The 23479-nt window shown below is 53.9% G+C and carries 23 protein-coding genes; 11 read left to right on the top strand and 12 right to left on the bottom strand.

All coding sequences use genetic code 11. The features are described 5' to 3' along the window. Window positions 1-159 precede the first annotated feature (159 nt). The gene (locus BFW87_RS00400; RefSeq protein WP_078738038.1) at window positions 160-549 is read left to right on the top strand and encodes a tautomerase family protein; all 390 of its coding nucleotides are present in this window, start codon (window positions 160-162) and stop codon (window positions 547-549) included. A 52-nt stretch (window positions 550-601) separates the two neighbouring features. Here the strand turns inward: BFW87_RS00400 and BFW87_RS00395 are convergent, their stop codons facing one another. Genes BFW87_RS00395 through BFW87_RS00375 form a run of 5 tightly spaced genes read right to left on the bottom strand, consistent with a single transcriptional unit; the run spans window position 602 to window position 5712 of the window. Continuing rightward, on the bottom strand, window positions 602-1624 hold the full coding sequence (locus tag BFW87_RS00395; RefSeq protein ID WP_078738037.1) for an SMP-30/gluconolactonase/LRE family protein: 1023 nt from the start codon (window positions 1622-1624) through the stop codon (window positions 602-604). A gap of 36 nt (window positions 1625-1660) precedes the next feature. Further along, window positions 1661-3049: a tripartite tricarboxylate transporter permease gene (locus BFW87_RS00390; protein ID WP_217699397.1), complete on the bottom strand. Its 1389-nt coding sequence runs from the start codon at window positions 3047-3049 to the stop codon at window positions 1661-1663. Further along, window positions 3046-3486, bottom strand: a complete 441-nt coding sequence (locus BFW87_RS00385) for a hypothetical protein (RefSeq protein ID WP_078738036.1) — start codon at window positions 3484-3486, stop codon at window positions 3046-3048. The genes BFW87_RS00390 and BFW87_RS00385 overlap by 4 nt, the downstream gene beginning before the upstream one ends. Before the next feature lie 28 nt (window positions 3487-3514). Continuing rightward, window positions 3515-4420: a hydroxymethylglutaryl-CoA lyase gene (locus BFW87_RS00380; protein WP_217699396.1), complete on the bottom strand. Its 906-nt coding sequence runs from the start codon at window positions 4418-4420 to the stop codon at window positions 3515-3517. A 5-nt stretch (window positions 4421-4425) separates the two neighbouring features. Beyond that, on the bottom strand, window positions 4426-5712 hold the full coding sequence (locus tag BFW87_RS00375) for a hydroxymethylglutaryl-CoA reductase, degradative (protein ID WP_078738034.1): 1287 nt from the start codon (window positions 5710-5712) through the stop codon (window positions 4426-4428). 133 nt (window positions 5713-5845) lie between these two features. Here BFW87_RS00375 and BFW87_RS00370 point away from each other — a divergent pair, with 133 nt between their 5' ends. The 4 genes from BFW87_RS00370 (at window position 5846) to BFW87_RS00360 (ending at window position 10129) form a co-directional block, all read left to right on the top strand. Further along, window positions 5846-7216 (top strand): PLP-dependent aminotransferase family protein, encoded by a 1371-nt coding sequence (locus BFW87_RS00370; RefSeq protein WP_078738033.1) that lies wholly within the window; start codon window positions 5846-5848, stop codon window positions 7214-7216. Between the two features lie 259 nt (window positions 7217-7475). Next, entirely contained in the window at window positions 7476-8201 is a 726-nt protein-coding gene (locus BFW87_RS31930) for a hypothetical protein (protein WP_176159687.1), read from the top strand. Window positions 8202-8258: 57 nt separating this feature from the next. Further along, complete coding sequence (locus BFW87_RS31925; protein ID WP_176159686.1) at window positions 8259-8588, top strand: hypothetical protein; 330 nt, start codon at window positions 8259-8261, stop codon at window positions 8586-8588. 356 nt (window positions 8589-8944) lie between these two features. After that, entirely contained in the window at window positions 8945-10129 is a 1185-nt protein-coding gene (locus BFW87_RS00360; protein ID WP_139372372.1) for a hypothetical protein, read from the top strand. A 309-nt stretch (window positions 10130-10438) separates the two neighbouring features. Here BFW87_RS00360 and BFW87_RS00355 read toward each other — a convergent pair whose 3' ends face one another. The 3 genes from BFW87_RS00355 to BFW87_RS00345 form a co-directional block, all read right to left on the bottom strand. Continuing rightward, window positions 10439-13384, bottom strand: coding sequence for a hypothetical protein (locus BFW87_RS00355; RefSeq protein ID WP_078738030.1), 2946 nt, complete (start codon window positions 13382-13384; stop codon window positions 10439-10441). Further along, window positions 13381-14598, bottom strand: a complete 1218-nt coding sequence (locus tag BFW87_RS00350; protein WP_078738185.1) for a hypothetical protein — start codon at window positions 14596-14598, stop codon at window positions 13381-13383. Before BFW87_RS00350 ends, BFW87_RS00355 begins: the two co-directional genes overlap by 4 nt. Before the next feature lie 775 nt (window positions 14599-15373). Further along, window positions 15374-16828 carry a tyrosine-type recombinase/integrase gene (locus tag BFW87_RS00345; RefSeq protein ID WP_078738028.1) on the bottom strand — a complete coding sequence of 485 codons (1455 nt, stop codon included), beginning with the start codon at window positions 16826-16828 and terminating at the stop codon, window positions 15374-15376. A gap of 424 nt (window positions 16829-17252) precedes the next feature. Between BFW87_RS00345 and BFW87_RS00340 the strand changes: the two genes are divergently transcribed. From BFW87_RS00340 to BFW87_RS00330, 3 genes are all read left to right on the top strand, one after another. After that, window positions 17253-17642, top strand: coding sequence for a hypothetical protein (locus BFW87_RS00340; protein WP_078738027.1), 390 nt, complete (start codon window positions 17253-17255; stop codon window positions 17640-17642). A gap of 60 nt (window positions 17643-17702) precedes the next feature. Beyond that, on the top strand, window positions 17703-18131 hold the full coding sequence (locus BFW87_RS00335) for a hypothetical protein (RefSeq protein ID WP_078738026.1): 429 nt from the start codon (window positions 17703-17705) through the stop codon (window positions 18129-18131). Window positions 18132-18300: 169 nt separating this feature from the next. After that, window positions 18301-18636 (top strand): hypothetical protein, encoded by a 336-nt coding sequence (locus tag BFW87_RS00330; RefSeq protein WP_078738025.1) that lies wholly within the window; start codon window positions 18301-18303, stop codon window positions 18634-18636. Window positions 18637-18718: 82 nt separating this feature from the next. Here the strand turns inward: BFW87_RS00330 and BFW87_RS00325 are convergent, their stop codons facing one another. Beyond that, the gene (locus BFW87_RS00325) at window positions 18719-19165 is read right to left on the bottom strand and encodes a hypothetical protein (RefSeq protein WP_254865835.1); all 447 of its coding nucleotides are present in this window, start codon (window positions 19163-19165) and stop codon (window positions 18719-18721) included. A 382-nt stretch (window positions 19166-19547) separates the two neighbouring features. On the opposite strand from BFW87_RS00325, the gene BFW87_RS00320 reads away from it, so the two are divergent. Both BFW87_RS00320 and BFW87_RS00315 read left to right on the top strand, forming a co-directional pair. Next, entirely contained in the window at window positions 19548-20045 is a 498-nt protein-coding gene (locus BFW87_RS00320; RefSeq protein ID WP_008438683.1) for a hypothetical protein, read from the top strand. A gap of 276 nt (window positions 20046-20321) precedes the next feature. After that, the gene (locus BFW87_RS00315) at window positions 20322-20564 is read left to right on the top strand and encodes a hypothetical protein (protein ID WP_078738024.1); all 243 of its coding nucleotides are present in this window, start codon (window positions 20322-20324) and stop codon (window positions 20562-20564) included. Between the two features lie 1011 nt (window positions 20565-21575). Here BFW87_RS00315 and BFW87_RS00310 read toward each other — a convergent pair. From BFW87_RS00310 to BFW87_RS00300, 3 genes are all read right to left on the bottom strand, one after another. After that, window positions 21576-21761 carry a hypothetical protein gene (locus tag BFW87_RS00310; protein ID WP_078738023.1) on the bottom strand — a complete coding sequence of 62 codons (186 nt, stop codon included), beginning with the start codon at window positions 21759-21761 and terminating at the stop codon, window positions 21576-21578. Further along, window positions 21761-22060: a hypothetical protein gene (locus tag BFW87_RS00305; RefSeq protein ID WP_078738022.1), complete on the bottom strand. Its 300-nt coding sequence runs from the start codon at window positions 22058-22060 to the stop codon at window positions 21761-21763. Before BFW87_RS00305 ends, BFW87_RS00310 begins: the two co-directional genes overlap by 1 nt. Window positions 22061-22277: 217 nt before the next feature. After that, on the bottom strand, window positions 22278-22691 hold the full coding sequence (locus BFW87_RS00300) for a thiol-disulfide oxidoreductase DCC family protein (protein ID WP_078738021.1): 414 nt from the start codon (window positions 22689-22691) through the stop codon (window positions 22278-22280). 559 nt (window positions 22692-23250) lie between these two features. Here BFW87_RS00300 and BFW87_RS00295 point away from each other — a divergent pair. After that, on the top strand, window positions 23251-23472 hold the full coding sequence (locus BFW87_RS00295; RefSeq protein ID WP_008438675.1) for a PLD nuclease N-terminal domain-containing protein: 222 nt from the start codon (window positions 23251-23253) through the stop codon (window positions 23470-23472). Window positions 23473-23479 lie beyond the last annotated feature (7 nt).

Raw genomic sequence — 23479 nt, 5'->3', positions numbered from 1 at the left:
CAGTAGAGGATTTCGTCTCAATCTGTATTACTTACCAAGCAAAATGCTATGGCTGGGTGTGGGTGATCAGACAGAGTCTTGGCGCATTCAAGTATCAAAAACCGATTTCAGCTACCTCGCCTGCTAAGCAGGCACTCCACTACCATCGAGGGTAATATCTTGCCACTTATCAAAATTGACATTATCGAAGGTCGTTCTGAAACAGAGATCAGGGCGCTGCTCGACACTACTCATCGCGCCATGGTGGACGCTTTCCAAGTACCTGAGAGAGATCGCTATCAGATTCTCAGCGAGCACCGCGAAAATCGTATGATCGTTGAGGACACAGGTTTGGGAATTGCCCGAACCAATAAAGTCGTCGTGATTAGCGTTACAAGTAGGCCACGGACTGAGGCGGATAAGGTGAAGTTTTACCAATTACTAGCGCAATCGCTGGAGGAAAACTGCGGAATCAAGCCGACAGACCTGATTGTATCAATTGCCACCAACACCGACTCCGATTGGAGTTTTGGACACGGCAGAGCCCAATTTTTGACGGGAGAGCTTTGATAGTCGGATTGAGCTCCCGCCGAACACTACCTCGTGGCGCCATCGCTGTTCACTACTGATGCGAATAGAGTTTTAATGCCTTGGCAAAACCTTGGGCTTTGAAAATCGCGCTCCCCTCACCAAGCTTGCCGTCGTTGGTGACAAGGTAGAGTTCGTTGGTTTCAGGCTTGATGGCCAGGCTCGTCGACCTGAGGAAGTGGCCGTTTTCGCGACCTGGAAGAAGGACCTGGCCAATAGGTGTTCCATTGGGGTTCAGTACCAACACGCGGCCCTGGCTATACATGGCCACATAGAGATTGCCGTCCTGATCTACACGCATTGAGTCAGGCGATGGGCCGTTGAACCGATAAATCACGGCTTCGCCGAACGGTGCAACGGTCGTGGCGTTCTCCAACTCGATCCGGTGCAGCAGGCCCTTGGCGAACTCGGTAACCCATAACGTTTTGCCATCGGGGGACAACGCTATACCGTTGGCGATGGCCATGTTTGGCAAAATCGGCACGATGGTTTTGCCGTCGGCGGGCACATAAAACACACCTCCCGTTGGTTCGGTGGAGGTCCCTCGAAAGTCGGTGAAGTAGAAGCCGCCGGTGTTATCGAACACCAGGTCATCCACCAGGTAATGTCGGCTCCCGGGGATGATCACCTGCTTGCCCGAGCCGTCCGGTTTGTAAGCCGTAAGATTGCCGGTGTTCTTGAAGTTACCCAGTCCTGCCACGAACAGCCGGCCATCTTTGTGAATCGCCAGACCGGCTCCGCCCAGCGGGTTTTTTTTTACTACAACGCTCAGTTTTCCGTGGGTGTCGACTTTGAGCACCTGGCCGCCGAAGACCTCCACAAACAGCAAATTACCTTCCCGGTCAAACGATGGGCCTTCCAGTTGCAGCCCCTGATCTGACACTTTCATCCAAAGCGCTGCGGTGACGGTTGGCAGGTCCTTTTCCGGGGCGGGAATCGCCTGCAGCTGGCGGCCCTCAGGCGGGTAACTCAGCGTGGATGCAGCGTCCGTGGCGTGGGCCGTGATCGAACCGGCACTGAGCAAAAACAGCAGGGAGGCCAGAAGATTTTTTTGCATGATGGCGACCTTCGTTTGTTGTTATTTTTGAATGGCTCATGAGCCGAGCAAGGTAACGAGTGCCGGCACGGTTAAGACGGCCGTGTAGTACCCCATGAACTGCACGCCGATGTTGAATCCCAGAAAACGCGAGAGGAAACCGCCCAACAGTCCCACAGTGATAATCACCAGCAGCCCAAGCGTGCCGCCTTCCCAGATGCCGATCACTAGAATCAGACCTACAAAGGTTGAGATCACAGCTTCGTGGCTGATATTGCGTGATACGTAGGAGGCTGCCCGGTGCGCATAATTCATGGTGAAGGGGTATGCGATCAGGATCGCAACCACCACCGCGAGCAGGCCGTAACCCAGAAACTCCCACGTGTTGAGCAGTGAGTGCAGATTGTTGACTTGGCCGCTGGCGGCATCGACGCTGAAGCGGGGCGGGGCATTGAATAATGGCGCAGCCGGACCGGCGGCAACCGGACTCAGTGGTAAGCCAAATGCAATCAGCGGGATCAGTGCTTCGGCGATGTAAGTCGCCTCAGTTACGCCGTTACGGGCAGTGATTACGGTGGTCAGGCGGTGGTAGACATGCTTGACCCGCGAGCCGACAAGCTCGCCCAAGATGACGGTCATGGCGACGGGACTGAATACAAAGGTCGCGCTGGAGATCACGGCGGTTATCGCGGTCCACAGGCTTTGTTTACTGTCTAGAACCTTGAGTGGGTTTGGGAAGAATCCGCCCCAGCTTTTGACATCGGGAGACAAGGAAAACGTACCCATCTCCTGACGCCGCATGCTTTCCCGTTCGGCAGGCGCGAGCATGGAAAACAGGGCCGCGATCAGCGGGCCGATGGCAATACCAAGGAAGTAGCTAACACTGAGTTTTACTCCGTACTGTGCGGTAATGCTTTGCAGGCCCACGACAACCATCACAAAAGGAATCAGTGTCAGCACCGCCGCCAGACGGCCTTTTGAGAACCACGCAATGGCCATTGCCGCCAGCAGGAACACCCAAGGTGCAGCATGCTTGATTGCGTCGCCAAATGGCGCGAGCATCACCGCAAACAGAACAGCCATTGGCACAGCGATCAACGCAGCAATCACGGCCCCCGAGATCATCTTGCGCAGCGCTACATGCGGCACACCCAGGTTGCGCAGGAAATTCGCTTCACGCATCAGCGGTGTCGCCAGGGTGTCACCCGGAATACCGAGCAGCGCCGTCGGCACGGCGTGGGTCATGTGCTTGGCCACGGCGCCGGCGAGAAAAAATGTCAGTACCCCAGGCGCCGGGATACCCAGCAGCACGACAAGTAAAGTGAGCGGGGCGAGCGTAGTGGTTTCATCGCTGCCTGAAATAAGCCCGATTCCGGCAAAAATCACAGCACCCAAAACGCCCATGCCCAAAGCGATCAGGATCTGCTCCAATAGTGGCGCCATCATGAGCGCGCTCCATTGGGATTCGTCGATGCATCAGCCGCAGTAGCGTTCTCGTGGTCGGCGAATAGATCGTAGAGGTCCATTTCTTTCAGCTCGGCAATCGTCGCCGGGGGGAGGGTGGACATATTGCCCAGGTCGCCAAACTCATTCTGTAATTCAATCAACACCTGTGAGCGCCAGGCAGGGTCAGCCTGATGTTCAATTACATGCCGCTTGGGCTTGAACAGCTTTGCGCTGATCGCTCCGCCTGCGAGGCAACCGACGATGCCCACCAGCATTGCGTAAGCGTGGGCCATCTGCACGTTGCTCACCCAGGCCGTAAAAAGGAATTGCGCAAGGAAAAACGCGCCTAGGCTGACCACCGCGCCTATTGTAATGGCATAGATCAGGTGACGACCGTCTACAGTGTCACCCCAGACTTCATATAGATCAGGTTTCAAGGAATTCTCCCACTGCTCTTGCGAGCTTTTATTGTTGTTTGGCGAGTAAAGCCCGAGCGACTTTGGATGCAGTTTCGCGGCCCAGGTGAGCATTGATGAATTCGCCTGTCTCGATCAATCCATCAAGGTCGACCCCGTGTTCAATACCCAGGCCGTCGAGCAGGTACAGCACATCTTCTGTTGCCACATTCCCCGTTGCGCCCGGGGAGTAGGGGCAGCCGCCCAAACCTGCGACGGAGCTGTCAAAGACGCGCACACCAGTCTCCAGCGCCGCGCATATATTCGCGATGGCCATGCCATAGGTGTCATGAAAATGCCCTGCCAGAGCGTTGACCGGAATGACCTGCCTACAGGCCTCGATCAACGCCTTGGTGGCTGCTGGGGTGCCGGTGCCAATGGTGTCGCCCAGACTGATTTCATAACAGCCCATCTTATAGAGGGAGGCACTGACGGCAGCGACTGCTTCAGGTTTGACGGAGCCCGTGAAGGGGCAGCCCATGACGCAGGAAACGTAGCCCCTGACCCTGACGCCCGCCTCGCGGGCACGCACCATGACGGCTTCAAACCGTTGAAGGCTTTGCGCGATCGAACAGTTGATGTTCTTTTGCGAGAACGCCTCGGAAGCGGCGGCAAATACCGCCACTTCGCGGCACCCGGCGGTCATCGCTGCTTCCAGTCCCTGAATATTGGGTACCAGGGCAGTCCATGTCACATCAGCGCGAACAGGCAAGGCTTTGAAGACCTCATCAGAGCCTGCCATTTGCGGTACCCAGCGTGGAGACACGAACGCCCCGGCCTCGATGGTTCGTAACCCTGCGCGGGCCAGCCGTTCGAGCAACTGAACCCGCACGCCTGGATCGAGTATCAGATGCTCATTCTGCAAGCCGTCACGAGCGCCGACTTCAACCAGCCGGACGTGCTGTGTGCTGCTCATGCTCATTACTCGGCCCGCTTGTGCTTGAGCAGCTCGGCTGCCTTGTCGGCCCGCACGTCGCGCGCTTCTACCATCTGTTTGACCAGCCAACTGACCTCATCACCCTTGGCGCCTGCAGACAGCGCAATATTGCGCGCATGCAAGGCCATGTGACCGCGCTGTATGCCTTCGGTCGAAAGCGCCCTTAATGCGCCCAGGTTTTGTGCCAGGCCCACGGCAACCGCGATCTCCGCAAGCTCCTGTGCGGTGTTCACGCCCAGGATGCGTAGGGACAGTTGTGCCAGTGGGTGGGTCTTGGTGGCGCCGCCGACCAGCCCCACCGGCATGGGCATTTCTAGCGTTCCGACCAAGTGGCCTTTGCTGTCTTTTTCCCAGGTTGTCAGCGAGCCGTAATGGCCGTTGCGACAGGCATAAGCGTGCGCCCCGGCTTCCACCGCCCGCCAGTCATTGCCTGTGGCTACGATCAGCGGGTCGATCCCATTCATGATGCCCTTGTTATGAGTGGCGGCCCGATAGGGGTCTATAACGGCGAAGTTGTAGGCATCGAGGATGCCCTCAATAACATCCTCACCCTTGAATGCGGTAGTTGTCAGGAGTTCAGGCGCGATGCGGATTTGCGCACGGGCAAGGCGCAAATCCGCGAGGTTAGATAGAATGCGCAGGCGAACTTTACCTCCCGTGATTTCCTCCATAAGCGGCGCCACTGCTTCAGCCATGGTGTTGACGGTATTGGCGCCCATGGCATCGCGCACATCCACAATCAGATGTGCCACCAACATCGGGCCACGCGGACTCTGGGCGAAGGTATGAATTTCGATGTCTCGGCAGCCACCACCCAGTTTGATGAGCAGTTGATCCTTACTATTGGCAAGCTCAATGATTTCTTCTTTGCAACGTAAGAGGCTCAACCGGGCATTGAAGGGGTCGTCAATTTCGACGATCTGCACTTGGGCGCGCATCAATGGCTGAGTACTGGACGTCTGGAAACCACCAGCCTCGCGTGCCAGTTTAGCCATGAAAGAGGCCGCCGCGACAACCGATGGTTCTTCAACAACTAGCGGCACGATGACGTCACGGCCGTTGATTTGGAAATTGCTCGCCACGGCGTAGGGCAGTTCAAATTTGCCGATCACGTTCTCGATCATTCCATCGGCGATTTCGAGCGAGAGCGCCCCGACGTCACTCAACAGGGCAATATCGGTGGAAGGTAGCTCTAGCAATTCTTGCAAATGATTGAGGCGTTCGGCAGGAGTCATGCTGCGGAACATGGGAAGGCGAGAGTCAATGCTCATCAGGCGTCCTGTTGTGGTTATTGTTTTGAGTGGTTCGTAAACGTATTCCGCTCTGCCCTGCCAAAGAAGGTACAGTTTTGAAAGACAGTACCTAAGCTGTACCCTTTGTATTCATTTCTTCTGGATTTCAACCATGGCGCGGCTGACATTGGCCCAGCAACTGACGGCATCCTTGTCAGCGCAGATCGTCGACGGGACATACCGGATTGGCGACCGGCTGCCATCCTTGCGCGAATGCATGCGATTGTTGGGCCACTCAAAGAATACGGTGATTACCGCTTATGAGTCGCTTGCCTCTCAAGGCTTGGTCGAGGCCAGGCATGGGCAGGGCTTTTTCGTTAAACAGGGCACTCCAAACCACAGTGAGCCCGAAGAGCCCTTGCCGTATGCACGAGCGATGGACACTATCTGGCTGATGCGTCAGCAGTTCGTACGTGAGCCTGGGCATTCGCCGCTTGGCGAGGGTTTTCCACCGGTGGAGTGGTTGATGGATCTGCGTCTGGACAAATTCACCCGGCAGATCATGCGCACGGGCGTTACCACATTGTTCAGGTATGGCAATCGCTTGGGGAACGCTGGTTTGCGCCAGCACCTTGCCCAGAAGTTGGCAACTTACGCTATTGCCGTCACCCCCCGGCAGATTGTTACCACCCTTGGGGCCAATCACGCACTGGACCTGATCATCCGTCGTTTCATTGCACAGGGTGACGCCGTGCTGGTGGAGGACCCGGGTTATTACCCTCTTTTCGGCAAGCTTCAATTGCAGGGGGCGCGTATGTTATCCGTACCGCGTCTGCCGGATGGACCCGACATGGAAGTACTGGAGCAGCATCTGCGCGTGCACCAGCCAAAGTTGTTTTTCATTCAGTCGGTTGGCCACAATCCCACAGGATCGGACATCTCTCCCAGCAAGGCGCACCGACTAGTTCAGTTGGCGCAGCAGCATGATTTCATTCTGGTGGACGACGACGCATTGGCAGACTTCAAGCCGGCATCAGCCATCAAGGTGTCAGCCCTGGACCAGTTGAAGCGGTCGTTGTATGTAGGAAGCTTCTCCAAATCGGTTTCTGCGGCCTTGAGAGTAGGCTTCATCGCGGGCAGCAAAGACATCATTGACGAATTGGGCGATTTGAAGATGCTGTTGCATACCAGCTCTTCGGAGTTTTGTGAGCGTATAGTCGATGTTATCCTTATGGAAGGCCACTTCCTGCGGCATCTGATCCGCCTTCAAGAGCGATTGAAAGAGGCTACTGCCACCGGGCTCAGCATGCTCGACGAGATCGGCGCCGAGGTTTTTTGTCGTCCTGAACAAAGTCTTTATCTATGGGCCAGGTTTGCGCATATCGAAGATGCGAGGGAACTGACGAAAAATCTGCTTCCGAAGGGTTTCATGATTGCGCCTGGGCACATTTTTTCACCGGAGCAGTCGCGTGTTAATCCTTGGACCAGACTCAACGTTGCCTATCTAAACGATCCAATCCTCAAAGCTGTGTTGAGGAGTTGACTTCGCCGAGGGGGGCGAGACCTCAGAAGAATTTTCAGGCCTCACTACCTAAAAACGAGCTGGAACGATCCACTCAGGAATGCTATTGGCGTAGAGTTGAGGACCGGGCCCGCCGCGAGATTGATCACGCCCGGGAGGAGGGCAACACGACTTCATCGGCAGCGGTATGAATGGACAGGTCAAGGAAACGATTGGTGCAAGCAGCAGTTCCCGGATATGGAACAATCAGCGCCTCTCGATCCTTGATTTCTTTGAGTGAGTGCAAACCCTCAACGGACGCCTCTCCGGTAATGCACCTTTTAGCGCAACCCAGTTAGACATCGTGCGCTCTAGTAAGCTTTTGAGTCGGTTACCAGATGTGGTCATAGCGGCGAACTGGCCTAAAAGCGGATTCAAAAACAACCCGAAAGTCCGCTTTCGGGCTGCCGCCCAGCAGCGCGTTCAATATTCGAGATTGGTTGAGTGGGAAATCCAGAACTTTCAGTGCGATCTACAGGCGGGACAATTAGCCTTTTCGCTGGTTAGCGCCTTCGGCGTGGTGCCAATGCGATTTCACTTGGCAAACGCACGGATGGTGACGTGTCTGGATCCTGACGTCTCCATCGAAATCGAATCTGCCCACGATTCCTGGGTTGCAATGGCGGACTGGCTCTGTGAACACAGTCCAGTGTTCTATGCCGCCGACAAATCATCCTTTGAGGGAATGAATTTGATGGCTGCACCGCTGCTGCAAACCGAACGTTTGGCTCCTGGCGATGCAGAGATCATCGATTGGAGGGGCTGTGGCATACACATCGAATTTCTACCCCAGAATCAATCCCCCGAGACGTTGCGAAAGCGAGCCTTGCTCGCAGGAAACCTGACCGTGCAGGAGCACCTGGAACGACACTTGGTCAACCTGCCGGATGTTCAAGGACTCTTCTACGACCACAGGGCGGGGGAGGCCGCGGATTATATCTGCGTCACCAAGAATGCTGAGGATTAAGTCGACGTCAGCTTCTACCACTGCAAAGGTGCTGGTGGGCCGCCAAGTGGAGGCCGTGTGGGTGATGTCTACGAGGTTGCAGGACAGTTGGTCAAGTCGGTCTATTACTGCAACGTGCCGACGATTGTTCAGCACATGGAAGATAGGATGCTTCCAAGGCACACATCACCATCCTACTTTGTTCGTGGCAACAGAGCCGACGTTACTCAGCTGTTGAAAACTACACCGGCCACCAAGCTCACGTTTTCCGTGATCGGCGTTCAGCCTGGCATTCGCCGCTCGGCGATCAATGCTCACCTGAGTGATCTTATGGCGTTCTGTATCAGTTACGCGAGGCAGGGAGGGGCAGCGAAGGCTTACTGGCTGGTCAACGAACCAGAGAATTGACTCCACGAAGCAGCTGAGGAGTACGCCTGGCCGATTCTTGTATTTCGCCATCATGGATGACATAGATTTGCCTAGCGTTTAGTTCCACGGGCGGACTTTCGGTTCTTCGCATTTCCAGATTGCAGTATTTAAGAACAGTCTGTAACCAGCGTTTTTTACGTGCTACCAGCGTGTAGATCAATGCGGGATTTTGACTAGGCCGATCACAACGCTTTTCGCTCCACCAGCCCAAGTACGAGAAGAATTCAGCGAAGTTAGCCGGCGACGGTGACGCTATGTACTTGACTGTATAAAGCGCATTGCGTGCTCCGACAACGGTTGGCAATATGCTGCATTCGTCTTCCCGTTAGATGATCATGGACCGTTTTATTGAGAGCAACACACTTGCTGAGCTCTACAGTATCCTCAGTGAGCATAGACGCTCGCTATCCAGCAGCCACTCGATGACACGCTTTGAGCGTCAGCACATGGTCAATCGAGTCACGGCATTTGTAGAGTTTGGCGACTATCTGATCTTGACTGAGCGCCGCCACTACAGCGCGATCGAACGGCTATTCAAGGCATTGATTTATCCGCTTTCGATTCCTAGGCAGACCGTCTACTACAAGCCGGAATATCCTGAAGATGAAGTGAGTGGATACGAGGGTCTAACGGCAGTGGATACGGTAGGGCTGCTGATCGACATGGAGCATCTTGGCCTGCAGGTAGACCCGAGCAGGTTGGTCGCCGCCCTGACCCCGGAACTCAACGAGAAGAAGCTGCTGACGAACAGTGAACTTTCAGTCCTCATGTACCGACACTACCGGGGAAAGCAGTGCTTTGTGCTCAAAGCTGATCCAAGTGCAGGGGAAGGGGATATCTTTGTAACCCACCACAAGGACGCTTCGGGATATCAGTTCGCAATGACCTGGAGGGGAAAAGCTGCGATTCGGCTGGAAGTGCGTGGGCCCAACTACAGCGAACCTAAACCACAGGAGTTCGTCATTTGCGACTACTGCAAGCATCGCTACCTTACCAACAGCTCTGCAGACGAACGCATCCACCAAGCAGAGCATGAGTGGACTCGCCAGCTCTACGAGCCCTTCCCGAACTCTCTGTTCGCGCAGCGGCTTGCGGTCGTCCCTAGGGGGGAGCTCGTTGATTCGTCAAGCCCGCTTTGGATGCATGAGGAAGTCTTGCAGCGAGCCAGGGCGTTCAGGCGCGAATTTGGCTATGACCGGGTTCAGTGGGATGGATCTGCGACTAGTCCAGCCTCAGAGGGCTGGCACGGTTATCTTTTCGCTGGAGACGGTGAAGGCACGATCGCTGGCGCTTGTGGATTTTTACCTGAATCATCGGGCCCGCACAAAGGTCAGTGGGCGCTGCACTGGATATGGTTCGCGCCGAAGTATCGACGGATGGGTCTGTTACTGGCGCGCTGGGCCGATTTCCTTAAGTGCTACGGGGACTTCCATATTGAGCGACCTGTCTCGGATGCAATGCAGTCATTTCTCCGTAAACATGGCACTGCTGAGCAGAGGGCTTGGCTGCCACCGCAGTAGCTCAAAGCCCTAGGGTTGTCCGTTCAAGGCTTTAAACTGTGCTCTGAAGGTTGGCACCGACACTTAGCAGAAGGTCGGTATGCGTGGCCTGCCCTGGCCTAGGATAATCAATGAGAAGCGATTGGTGGCTGACCTTCTTGGCGAGATTGCCATCTATAAGCGATTACTGGATCTGGGCATTCGAGCCGAGCTGGAAGCGGGCGCGGGCGATTGGCATGCTTACATCTTGGTTGGCAATTCAAAGTTTGGCTCACGTTTGGCGAGCCAACTCTCACAGAGTAATTTGCGCATGCGCTCACCGGGCAATTGCTATTCACGCATGACAGTGAAACGGACACCCTGCTGATGACTTTCCCGGAATAGCCGACTTGCACCTAGGGAGTATGGATTAGGCAGCTCATAAACTGCGACGTTAGGACCTCGTACGTTCGCGACATAGAGAATACGCCAGCGGTTGGTTCCGTCATGGCGCATCGTTACCGCCGCAGTTACCTGAGAGCGCTCTAAGTCGATGTGTCCTGGATCTGCGACATGCGCCTTAACCTCGTAATGAATGAAGCCTTTCGCGTCCGATACTTTGAAGTCGAATCCTTGATCACTTTCTGGCGGAAGCCCTAGATACCTGCGGCCCATCGAAGATACCCAGTATTCGGGCCGCATATTTCGATGTTTATTGCGTAAATATTGATAGGCGGCGAGCTCCCCGGCGAAACCGATGAGGTCGCGTTGTTCTTGACTCAAATACTGTGGATCATCACCTCGATTGCTTGTGCCGCGCTTAGTCGGTCTAGGGGCAGTTCGAGGGCCAAAGACTTGCAATGCCGCAGGACCGGACCGCGTTTTGAATCCTCCACTCGCAAGCGTCTCTTGCATGGCTTGCGCAACTGCATCATGCCAACCCTGAGTACCACCATCGATTTCTAATTCCCCAAACTGCAGACTACGACGTTCTTTCTGTCTGCGCGTTTCGCGTTCACGCTCCTCTGATGCTTCGAATGCCAGATCACTATCGGAAAGACCAAGCGCAACAGTGTCCAGGCTTTCCGGCATTTGATTTGGCCAGAGGCTCGCTCGGTGAAGTGCGGAGGGGACGGATCTCTCGTTGAGGGACTCGAAGTCAAGCGTACCGGATGACAGTGCAGCTCGAATCAGGCGTTCAGGTCCTTGCAACCAGAGTTCATCAAGTGGCGTCGAATTGCACTTCGCCCAAGCTCTTACCAAACGTTGCAAATGTTCCGCAATCCGCGTGAGTAGTTGGCGGTTGTGCTGGCGGACGCCGTCGATGGGACTGCCATTGGGAAAAGGGCCTGCACCAAGGCGGAGTGTTACCTGCCTATCGATTTCCTCATCTACCTGCTGTGTATCAATATCATCGAATCGTTCCACCCAATCATCTGGCAGGTGGAGCCATTTCAAAGCGACTGCTTCGCGATAGGCCTGAAGGGCTCCGTCCGCTTCAATGGTTTGGGTGTACGCATCCCGTACGGCTCGCTCAACTTCAGCACGCCGATGCTCAACGCGGGAGGAGAAACGCTCCGTTAACCTTTTCTTGAACTCCAGCGGAGACCGACCCAGCGCAACTAGGCTCGCGTTCAGTACGTTGAACTCAAGCCCTAGCTCATGCCGTAGGCCGCTAAGTGTGTCGGCGTCTCGGCAGGCGCTGACGATTCTTTCGGCTTGGTCGGAGGGTATACCGTAACCAGAAATAACGGCCATCACGTCGGAATCATCTCTGAATTCGTCGGTCCGCTCGATCAATATTGCAGCCAGGTCGGTATGCCCCATGGCGTGGACGGACGGGATCAAATACTCCAATAAACGCGGCGTGGTCGCACGAAGCGATCGCCTCAGCTCGGTGATCCGAGAGACGGGTCGTCCAAGTGCTCGAGCGAGTTGCAAATCCGAGGGTGCTTTCAGCTCATGACCGTCCCGCGACATCTCGTTTCCAAACGCAGAAAATGTTAGGCGAAAAGCGTCCGTTAATCCCGGTCTGCCTATCGCCGCGGGCACGGCCGCCGCGATCATGGACAGCGTGGACCAATTCAAAAACTGCCCCTCGCACAGGACCGACGGATACTCTTCGTTGGCAACCGGAAGTATGCCGTCAAGCTCCTCTGGCAGGGGGCTTGAGTTCCCATCTATCGAGACAGTGATTTCTCGGACAAAACGCAACCGTACTCGGCGGATAGCGCCTCCCAACGCCTGCCGCGCGCGTAGGGTGTTCTGGTTGCTTAGATTTGAGCTCACTTCGAGTACGAGAACAGCGAGGTCAGCGATCCATTCACAATCTTTGCTTACGAGCAGCTCATCCGCTGCACTCGGAAAGAAAGGAACGCCGTCTGTGGTGACGGATATCGAGTCCTCATGAATTGGCTGGGCCTTACAACCCAGATACGTTGCTAGCGCTCTGATACAGCTTGCAGTCGCTGTACCGCCCACATCAATGGTGATGCGACCAAAAGAAGCCAGAATTTGTTGAAAAGTGGGCCGCGAACCATCGTCAATGTAGATCGTTTCAACGAGTGGAGCGCTTTTGTGAAGCGTCACGGCCGTCAAGCCATCAATAGTGTCTTTAGGGATTACGAGTGTCGGAGGCAGAGCCGGGCGCAAGTCGAGCTGAGCGTACTCTGTCCATGCTTCGCGATAGGCTTTTCGAAAGTCATCAAGAAAGGCCTCTGATATACCGCGCTCCAGTAGCTCGCCAAGTGCGGCAATGCGTCGGGGTGCACTTTTTGGGTCCGACCAAGCGGGTACATTCAATTTGCCGGACAACATCTCTTGAAGGTAGCGGTTGCTTTCTATCAGCTCTCGTACCATGCGCTCCGGCCGCGGTACGAAACGAGGTATGTCACTCCTGCTGCCTAACCAGCATTGATCTAAAGTTAACCCTTCGAAATCGTCGCCCGCCGACGCAGGAATCCAAGCAGTCGACTTCAGAAATGCGGCGATGGCGCTAGGCCAGTGAATGTGGTCGTAACGGGCACCGCTGCGGGAGAGTGTTGTCACCATAGCTTCGGCGGGAATCTTTGTGAGCGCGTGGATAACTAGCCGCCCGTAAGCTAAGCGGGCCGCGCCGTTCATTGTGTCGTAGCTCGCTTGGCCGTATAGGTACAGCACCATGGGCAGCACCAGATAGCTCAACAGCAGGTCTCGTTCCCTAGGTTCGGAATGGGCGAAGAAGTTGTGGATCACCGGTGCCAGTGCGATGGGGGAACGCTGAAGCGTGAAAAGGTGTTCAATGGGTTTTGCACTCATTTCCAGAGCCTCCAGTGAAACTCCTTCGCTGAGCTTGCGGGCACTGAATCTGCGAGCATGTGGTAGATGCCATTGCGGAACTCAACGGGCGTGTCTTCGTAGTTTCGAAAGCCCACGACATCCAATTCACAGCGCGCGTAGTAGAACTTGAGGGATTCCTGCTTCAGTTTCGAAACCGACCAGGTTTCGTCGCAACCGATCATCAGTTTTGCCCTGCTGGCACTATGAGTGCGCATATGGTTCTTGCTGTAGCTTTCCACGTCGCTCTGTGACGTGGTGCAGTCCTTGATCAGCTCGGCAATGTATTCGTGGGCATGAAGCAGATCGGCAGTTGCCTCAAGAATAAGCTCCTCCTCGCCGCCGATCTCATCTAGCTTTTGGGCGTAAATACGGTCACGCACATTCATCTCAGCAGCTTCCCGCTCGATCTCCTCAGTGTTGACACGGGGAAACTTCACCGAGCCAATCAGGTAGCGGGCGGTGAGCTCTGTGAATTTGCTGTCGAATTCCGCGGTGGTGAACCGCCATCCTTCTGTGACCTTAACGGCGCTGGTCATGAAGCCAAAGAGGTCATTCAAGAAGTCGTCCATGCGATGCTCATGGATGCTTTTAAGATGGGCCCTCTTGTACCTGGCGATCAAGCCAAGCAGGTCAGGTTGCTCGGTGATGATCTTGACCTTGGGCAGAGCCTCCATCAGCGACTCACGCATTGCTTTTGCCATCACCTTGCGCTGCAGGGTCAGCGCCTTAGAAGGCCCTGGAGTTTTTCCTCCTGTACCACCTTCCTCGCTTTGGTCAGCAGTTACCTCTTTCTCCTGCTTGGCCTTTTCGAAGCGAGCCTCCGCATCCTGGAGGATACTTTCCAGCGCAGCCAGACGCTGATCAGTATTCCACTGATACCAATCTTTGATAGCTGCTCGCTCACCATAGGCCTGAGTCGTCAGCAGGATCAGGTTGGCGTATTGCTGATGATTGAAATCAGGCTTTAGCCAGTTATTGAGGGTGTTCCAGAGGTTTTCATGGCTGTCGGTCAGGCTGTCGCTGTACTCCTTAACCTCAACCTGATCACGGCCTTCGACGGTGACATCGCCAAACACCTCGATCCAAAGGACATCGTCCTTATCAAGGGTATGGCAGTAGTCGATCGCTACATGGATTTGGTACTTCAGGGCTTCGTAGAGCTTTGATGCGTCAAAATCGAGCTTCGCGTTCACAGCAACTCCAATCTTGGAAAACAAGATTGGCCAGTGAGTAGCTAACTTCGCCATCCTGGCCAGGAAAATCCACGATACTGTATTGATATACAGGTTAAATGTATTCAGAGCGCAATCTTATCAACCCAAACTGGCTAAACGCCATCTGATTGAGTCATACCGTTATTTTTTTAATCGAAAAGGTTAGAAAGACTCCTCGATCAATATGCCTCTGCGACCGTCAACTAACTTTTCCGTCGCCATAGCAGGTCAAGGGATGCAGAGCGGAGAACGTCTTTCAGATCCCGTGTGCTCGCTTCGCAGCATATTGCGTCACGCCATTGAGCGACCACCGGTGGCGTACCTAGCGAGCTAGATTGTCATTATCAGATTGGTGTGGTTTCAGCGCGTCGGGCTCAATTGAAAGGGGGGCAATCGTACGCCGGGTTATTGGTGAGTTCGAATCAGTGCCAGTCTTGCCGGGCGGGGTGTAACGGTCGAGAACCTGGAACGTGAGTAGGCTCGGGTTTGGGTTGTCGCTGCTTTTTCGATCTTAACCAGTGGTCACGGCGAGGGAGAGCGATGCCGGCTTTGCGGCAAGCTTTGGTGGCGGCGACGTCGGAAACACCAATGTCGTGGGTCAATTTGACCATGGGCGTTTGCCATACTTTGTCGAACAGTTCCGCAACGGTGAAGCTCACGAATATGTACATGCAGTCTGTCACTTTTGCTCACCGCGAATTTTGGGTCACAACACGCGGACGTTAAATTCCGGTGAACGCAGGGTGCAACAGCCCTATGAGGGTGCCAGCGTCTCTGTCGCCGTGTACGCTGGAAAAGACAACATCGACTCGTTTGGCGTGTGCTCGTAGGTCGAAGACAGCACCGCACTGAGTCGATCGCCCAACAGATTCCAGGCACGTTTCTTCTCTTCGGCATAGTCGTGATGCAGGTAATGGCGCCTCACCCGAGAGCCGGCCAGTACATGATTTTGGCAGCGATCAATGACGTCCAGGCTAACGCCTAAGGCTTGCATCATGGTCGCCCCCGTACGGCGCAGGTCATGCGGCGTCCAGTCGCCGTTTTGGCCGTCGGCCAGGACCAGGGTATCGTCATGGCACCGTCTGGAGAGGGCCTTGCGGTTTTTGAACCGGGCCTGGCGATCGCCCACCTGTTTGCTCACCACTTTCACATCCACATGCCCATCATCCAGCTTGTTCGGAAAGCACCATTGCGAGTCGCCCGTCAGGATTTTAAGTTCCTCAAAGAAATGCAGGGCGAAGGGGGAGAGGAAGACATGGTGGTCTTGTTTTTTGCCACGGGTGCCTTTGACATTTTCGCTGGGGAGGAACCAGGTCTGCTGGTCTAGATCGACATTTTTCCATTCGGCCTGCAGCAACTCGCCAATCCGGCATAGCGTGCCCAGGCTGATCCAGAGCGCAAGCTGTGTTTCCTTCTTTAGCGGTCGAATGCCGTCGTATTTTTGGCCCGCGGGCAGGGCGTCGTAATCGGCAGTCATGTGCTGGAAGCGGGTGTGCAGTTCCAACAGCTCAGCCGGGGAAAGGATCCGGCTTCTTTCCGCTTCGTAGTCGGCAGGGATCAGGGGGGAGATGTCGACCAGCTCAGTCGGATCACCCTCAACCAGTAACGCCCGCCAAGGTTGGCGCTTTCTGGCCCAGCTGAACATCTGGGTGAGGTCGGCGAAGAAACTGATGGCTTGCCGGTGAGCACCGCGGCTGACCACGGTGCGGATCAGCGCCCGAACATCGTGTTCGGAAACATTGTTCACCGCGGTCTTGCCGAGTGCCGGAAAAAGGTCCTTGTTAAAGCGTCGTTGCAATTCAGCATTGCCATCTTTGCGCGCCACGCCATCCAACAGCCACGCCTTGGCCAGATCCTGGACGGTCAGCGTTTTCACCTTTGTCGTTTTTACTTGTTCTGCCTCTACGTTAGCAGCGGCGTATGCCTGTGCCTTGGCGGTTTTCTTATGCTCGTTGGGATTGATTTGCTCATCAATGAGCGCCCGGGCCTGATTGCGGGCCTTGCGGATGTCCGTCAGGGATTTGCGTGGCCAGGACCCGCAGGCGTATTCTTTGTTCTGGTCGCCCCACCGATAGCGATAGAAAAAACTGACCGACACGCCGTCCTTACGCAGGGAAATTCGACCCGCGAGATTGCCATCTTCCCGGAGGATTCGGCCTGCATCGTTGGCGGTCAGCGACTCGAGTTCTTTGATGGTGATTTTAGCCATAAAATGGGTTCCCCCTACTTTTACCCCCACAAAAACGTCGGCTCTTGATGGACGTTACTGGACTCTCGTAGAGCAGAACATCGCTGGAGCTCAAGTAAATACTAGCTTAGAAAAATCCAGAGTAAAATTTTGGAAGCTTTCTAGAAGTATGAAAAAGGAGATGGGGTGCTAGGGGTCGAGTGTTCGAATCACTCCGTCCCGACCATATAAATCAAGGGGTTGCGAGATTTTATCTCGCGACCCCTTTTTATTTTTGATTGTTTTACCCCTACAAAACGGCCGGCTTTCGGTGGAATCCTCACCTCTTGGGGAGGAGATGGGCGCAAGATTTCGGTGCGCCAATGCTCCCCCGAGGAAGTTTGGTGATGGAGGGCGGAGATGGACCTAGTTGGCGGCTCATCAGGCAGTCGGAGGGAGTCTGGTGGTGGAAGCCAGTCGCAGCGCCGCCATGTTGGCCAACGTGCTCGACGGACTGGAGCATGCCAATTCTGGGTTGCGGCGCTGGTCATCTATTAGGGCTTTAAAATTTACAGCTCCCACCTTCGGGCAAGGTTCGCACGCCTGCACGAGAGAGAGATGCGGGCATACGCCACCGAACCTGTACGTTGCTCAGGAAGCCCAACTGAGAAAGCGTGCAGAGCATAGCCGTTGGGATTATGTGGCGTTGCATCCTGATCTCATGGTCGGCGATATCTACGGCGACCCGATGAATATTGCGATGGTTATCAGTGTCTTAGCCGAGTTGTTCCATGCGCAAGTACCCCAAGCGATTCCCCTGCACCGATTAGGCCTATGGCCAGCTACTGCAATGTAAGCGGATGGCGAACACACCTACCACCGACCTGTATTCGCCAGGAGCGCTTGCGCATGGTTAATGATTGACGGCATTGGCATTGAGCAATGGCTGTCCACTCATCTCGAATGGTCAGACGTCGCAAGGCTTGGTCTTTCTCTGATCTGGCTTATCGACGAAGACGAACACGCTCTTGCGAACCGTCGCATCATCCCGGCGGCGGATGGAAGCTCTACAATCGTGCCGTTGCTGGTCTGTAGCGATGACATGAACTTTAACTGTATCGTCTTGGCCGCAGAGCAGGTAATCGATGCTGACACCTTACATTGGCGGCGCTTCGGTCGAAGTATTTCGGACAAACTGGAAGTTGGAATCTCGACAAAATGGATCGCCGAGAGCAAGCCGGTAAGCTTTGCATCGGAGGACTTCCAAAACGCGTTGGAGCAGTTCACTCAGTTGTCGAAGACGAAGCTATACAACCATTGTGATGAACCCCTAAGCCCTCAATAGCCTAGCTAACGCTGTATCATTTTTATCGCTATGAGACCCATTACCACGCTGAAATGTTGCGCGCATGTAACCCGAACTCACAGTGGTCATAAACGCTTCCAGAGGACACGCTGGAGCAGCAATCCTAGTAGAATCGTCGAACTGACTACCGCCCCCTTTGAGATGTTCTATGAACGCTGAATTAACTGAAGAAGAAATGCGTCGTGCCCTGTTCGGTGCGACTCAGCCCCAAGAGCAGATATCTGCTCCTCTAGTAAAGGAGCCTGTGGAAGAGGTTGTGCTCGCAAAACCGGTGGTCGCTCCAGCAGCCAAGAAGAAAGTGGCGAAAGCATTTACGCCTAGGCTGAGGGTCACGCTACGCGTTGGGAACGAGTTTGAGGGAAAAATGATCGAGTTGATTCACGAGGCTGATACGTTGAGCTCGTTGCTTGCTGAGCAGGAGGCTGTGAAGACTGCCAGGAAGAAATACAAGTACGTGGAATTGGTATCGGTTAAATCAATGTAGAAAGCGCAGCTGGGCCGATGAGTTGAAACGTCGTGCGCCTACTCTAAAGAGCAAACCTTCTTGGCTCTGCTCTCTATCTGCGTCAACTCAGTGGAGTTGTCAACGAACAGCCCGTCACTTTTGGGTAAGTCTGGCAAACCAGCATAATTTTGTTTTTGGGCTCAAAACCATTATCAATCATGCAGCGCTGCACTTCTGCAGTGCGCCCGATGCTGGCGACGTCCAGATTCGACCCAAGTGGTTTCGCATAGCCGCACGAATACATTACCGGCAGGGATTCACTATCATTGGCTAACTCGAATGAGAAATGGAGTGATGCTCCCGCTTTACGCCATGAGATTTGCATACGTTCATCCCGGCCTGAATTAGGCTTGATTGGATGAAATGCTTCATCTTCGACAAACGGCAACGCTTCGAGCTGGAACAAGCTGAGCGGACGGCCCTGCCGTTCTTCGACGCAGGCTGGCATATTCTTCATTATTGCACAGTATTCAAAGCCGTCTTTGCGAGTAAAAACGAGGCGCTTCATGCATTGAAAGTGAAGCACCTGTTCGTTATAGGATAATGGTTTTGTGGCCCTGCCACAGGGTCTCCACACTGTGCCATTGCTGCTCTGAAACCATCGACAGGGGTAGAAATGCGTTTCCATTGGGTGAAAGATGCTGGTGGCGGGCAGCCGGTGAGTAAAAGTACCTATGAGATCAAGACTGGGACGGTAATAATTTGAGATTTGGTAAACACATTTTGTCCTTAATTTATGTCAGACCACGCCAATGGTGTCCGAATCTTTGTTTCCTGGGCTCGATCAATCGCCTTCTGATCATACATTCTAGGGTAACGTTGAATGACCCGCAGGGCTCAAGCGAGTAAGCTGCCCGGCTATCCGACAACTACTCAGGAAGAGGTCAAGTGTGTTCGATCATCCGGTCTGTCCCGAAATCGCCGAATGGTTCTCTCGATTCGACATAGCTGAGGTGTCATACAGCGTTTGCTCTATAGATTTGATGACCGAACCACCTGAGCATTGGTTTTTCAAACGCAACAAATTGCGGCCTGACAGCCTTAAGCTCGATCTGTGTATCCCATCCAACGGTAACTGGCGCGTCGATTTGTCACGTCATGACGACCTATTCAATGTCCAGTGGCGCCCGAATGATGATCTGCGTATTGAGTCTCAGCAACTACGCTACCGTAAGCTCGTCAGGTGGCCGCGCATGCAGAGGCTTATGGACTTTCCACTGCTGGCAGAGCAGTTGGAACAGAGTCTTGAGATTCAATTCCTTCGCCACGTCGATTTTGGCGCACGCTTACTGAAGCCCAATGAGCTAGCGCACAATGCAAAAATCCAGCAGTGGTTGGCACCCTGTGCTGACACCTTTGGCTGGGACAGGAGAATGCATTCTGAATAAAGCTACGCGGGTTAGCCCTCCTCATTATTGCGCTCAAACGTAGATGACTTGGCCGGACGCATACACTGTAATCACTGTGGGCTTTTCGTCCTCGTTAATCAAACCATCTGCTCATTGCCTACCATATGGCCGAGCAGATCGATACCGTGCATGCTCGGACTGCATCGCCACGCTATCCAGCGTTTGAGACTGCAAGATGTGCCTCTAGGGAACGCTGCTGAACTTGTCCAAAAACCGGAGCTCTAAAAAGCGTACTTGACGCAAAGGGATACGACCATGAGCCGCCGCTCGGCCGATCAGATAGCTATTATCTTCCAGCAATTGGGGACGATTCGAACTGCCGTGAGTGCCCTTCAACTTACTGAAGAAAACCATCTGGCTACTCTCCGAGGAAGACAGACAGTAGACGACGATGAAGCGCTGCACATGTCATTCAAAAGGCTTGCGGAAGATATAACGGATATGGAGGAAGTCTTGGCTGGGATTGGTGAGGCGGCGGGAGACATAGCGAAGCTGTAACGTCTTGCTTTTCTAGGAGCGCCTGCGGTTATTGGCGTCTGATCAGCACTCGCATGACGGTCAGTGCGGTAACCGGCTGCCGCTCATCGTGGCAGACTGAATTTTTTTCAAAATTTGGCGCTTCGCACTTTCAGATAACCAAGGGAGCGGCTTTAGCACGGCGAGCCATTTCATATATTCATTCGTGCAAGCGGGAAAGGTTGCTGCCTGACCTTTTGTCGTCAGCATGAGCAGTGCAGTTAGCTACGACATGCTTCGCACCAAGGGCGGACGGCCACTATGTTCTGGTTCTTCAACCTGGCGTTGGTCTTTTTGCTCTTGGGCCAGCGGTTGTAGTGCGCTGGTGGGCCCCCGCAGGGCTCAGCGACTTTGCCGCGATGGCCAGTTGCGTTGATCGCGATGTGCTGTGAGATGTTGCTAATCGCAGATAGGCCGCTGGGTTGGGATTCGCTGCTGTGATGATGCTCGCCGCGAGTTTCGGTTCACTGATATTCCCGAGTATCGAGGCTGCCCTGAATATCAGCGATAATCAATTGATCGCTGCATGTATCGTCGTGGCAATAAGCATTTCGATTGGGCCGTGTGGGTTGGTATACACCTGTAAAGCGCTGCAGTAGCTGCAGTACAGGTGGCGCTACCGCTGGAAATCTATGGTCAACTTAGCGCCCAAGCCGCCATCGGTCCGTTGGAGCACTGCATTTGGTGAGGAACTAGATCCGACCCACAGAACTTGGAAGGCTGTACTATTTCGCTAGGCTTTATAAGCGTTCACAAGCCCAGCCGGCGCGAGGAATGACCTGTCCGCATTGCAACTGGGGTGTTGTATCACTGTGAAAATTCACGGTAGCGGAAGTGTCCGTGAAATATCCCTGACTCCCTGTTCTGCCAGCGTGACTATCGTGGCGTGCGTATTGGCACGGGTTGTGGCGAAGAGCATAACCGGATCACTGGGAGGGGTTGGCGCAATCCAGTAGGCCGCGTTGTTGGGCGGTGCAGCGCGGTAAACCAGTATTAGGCTGTGGCCGATGCAGCCGGTTCGTTTGTGATGTTTTCGCCCTCAAGGGCGTCTTCCAGTTTCTGTAGGTATCGAGCCAAAATGTGTATTGATCCCGCCATATTCGCGGGATCGAACGGGATTTTTCCGCTGGCAATCAGGGCCATCGCTAGCGCCCAGGCTTGGGATTTACTATCCATCATCAGGCAGTTTCCTTTAGATCTTCATGTACGGTCGTTCGTTCAGCCGTCGCGAACGTAAAGGACTGTGGAAAAACCTCGTTGAGCAATTTGAGGTGGACAATTGCTTCTCGGAACAGCGCATTGGCTTTGAGTCGCACGTGTAAGTATTCATCGAATATTTCGCAGTCAAGGTCTGGACGATCCAGAAGCGCCCATGCGCTGCAGTTGATTGCGTTTGCTTCATGGAAAATCCGTTGATTTTGCTCAAACGCAAGGCGGCGGCGAGCCATTAGTTTTGTATCTTTATGGTTAAGTTGCATAAAAGTCACCTAATCAACTGGTTGTACGTGTTCGCGCTTTCATAGGTGTTTGACCGAAGCTATTCGACTTGGTATCCAAAGGATTTGACCTGAAAATTTGATAGCTTTAACGATTGTTGTCGCCATGACTTATCTTATTTTTTGATCTGGTCTATGCCTAGCAGTAGTTACCTAATAGGGCGCTTTTATTAGACGACGGCGTTCGCCCCGCTTTTCCTTAACTCAAGAAACGATATTTGTGATCGGCGACTGGCGTTCGGGATGAGCTGTACTTTCCAAATATCCGGTAGCGATTCATCGCAATTTTGTCGTAAAGCCAGTCCCGGAATGGCCCAGGAATTAGGCGCGCTACCAATGCCCAGCGCCAATACCAGGGCAGACGCGTGACTATTTGGAACATGGCCTCAGATCGCACATAAAATCGATCACCAGCGACTAATACAATTGTGTTGAATGCGTGCTGTGGTAGTCCTGCCCATGCTAATAACGCTTGCCCCTGTTCTGACTGGACCGTGGCCAGCCTGATGCGATGTGCTACGTCATGCTGGATGATAAGCCACGCCCAGCCGTTACAGAGTTTGCAGGTGCCATCGAAGAGTACGACTGTCTCGGCGGGCTTCAGCGTGATCAAGGATGCGCTACCGACTGTGGCTGCAGATATCTCGACAACAGTCCGTTAAACCAGATCATGATGTCGGGTAGTGCTATACGAATAGCTTTAGCATATCGGAATGCGCTGCTCATCCATCTGTCTCCAAGCTGACCTTGATCCTAACTCGTGTCCGGCTACCAAACTTTTATAGGCGCTGATGGCATCGGTCAAGGGCTCATGTTGGTTAAAGCTGCGAGTACTCAACGTAGACTACGAGGTTAATTTCGACGAAATCGAGATCCATCTGGAATAAAGTCTCGGTTCCCTAGTTGTGAATTAATGCTCCTAATGTCTACTCGGACCAATATGTTTTAATTTCACTTAAAAAATTAATGAAAAGAAGATGAACGGTAAAAACAAAACGTAAATATATTAAAGGCTCGCTGAAGAACGCCCCGTCGTGCAACGTTTTGAGTGTGGATGATGTTGAATTAGTGGCGTTGTCGAGGCCGTGCTTACCGCTTGGATCTTGCACATAAAAATAATGAACCCTGCATGTGCATTCGAAACCTAAAGATGCATAACCCGGAGGTGAATCATGCAAACCACGTACTTTTGGATAGGCTTGGCCGTTGTTCTCATACTGATCGACTTGTGGATCATCAATAGTGTCTGGCGAAGCGATAGCGCATCGGGTAGCAAGGCCTGTTGGACCGCCGTGGTCGTGCTATTGCCATTTCTAGGCGCCGCGATATGGGCCGTCGCCGGCCCGCGCGGCGTAACTAAGGGGCCGTCCTCGCCCGAGCACAGCAAGGGTTGAATGCGGG

This window comes from Pseudomonas fluorescens (assembly GCF_002022275.1).
In the GTDB taxonomy this organism is placed as follows: domain Bacteria; phylum Pseudomonadota; class Gammaproteobacteria; order Pseudomonadales; family Pseudomonadaceae; genus Aquipseudomonas; species Aquipseudomonas fluorescens_AJ.
This window is presented reverse-complemented; position numbering and strand designations above follow the sequence as displayed.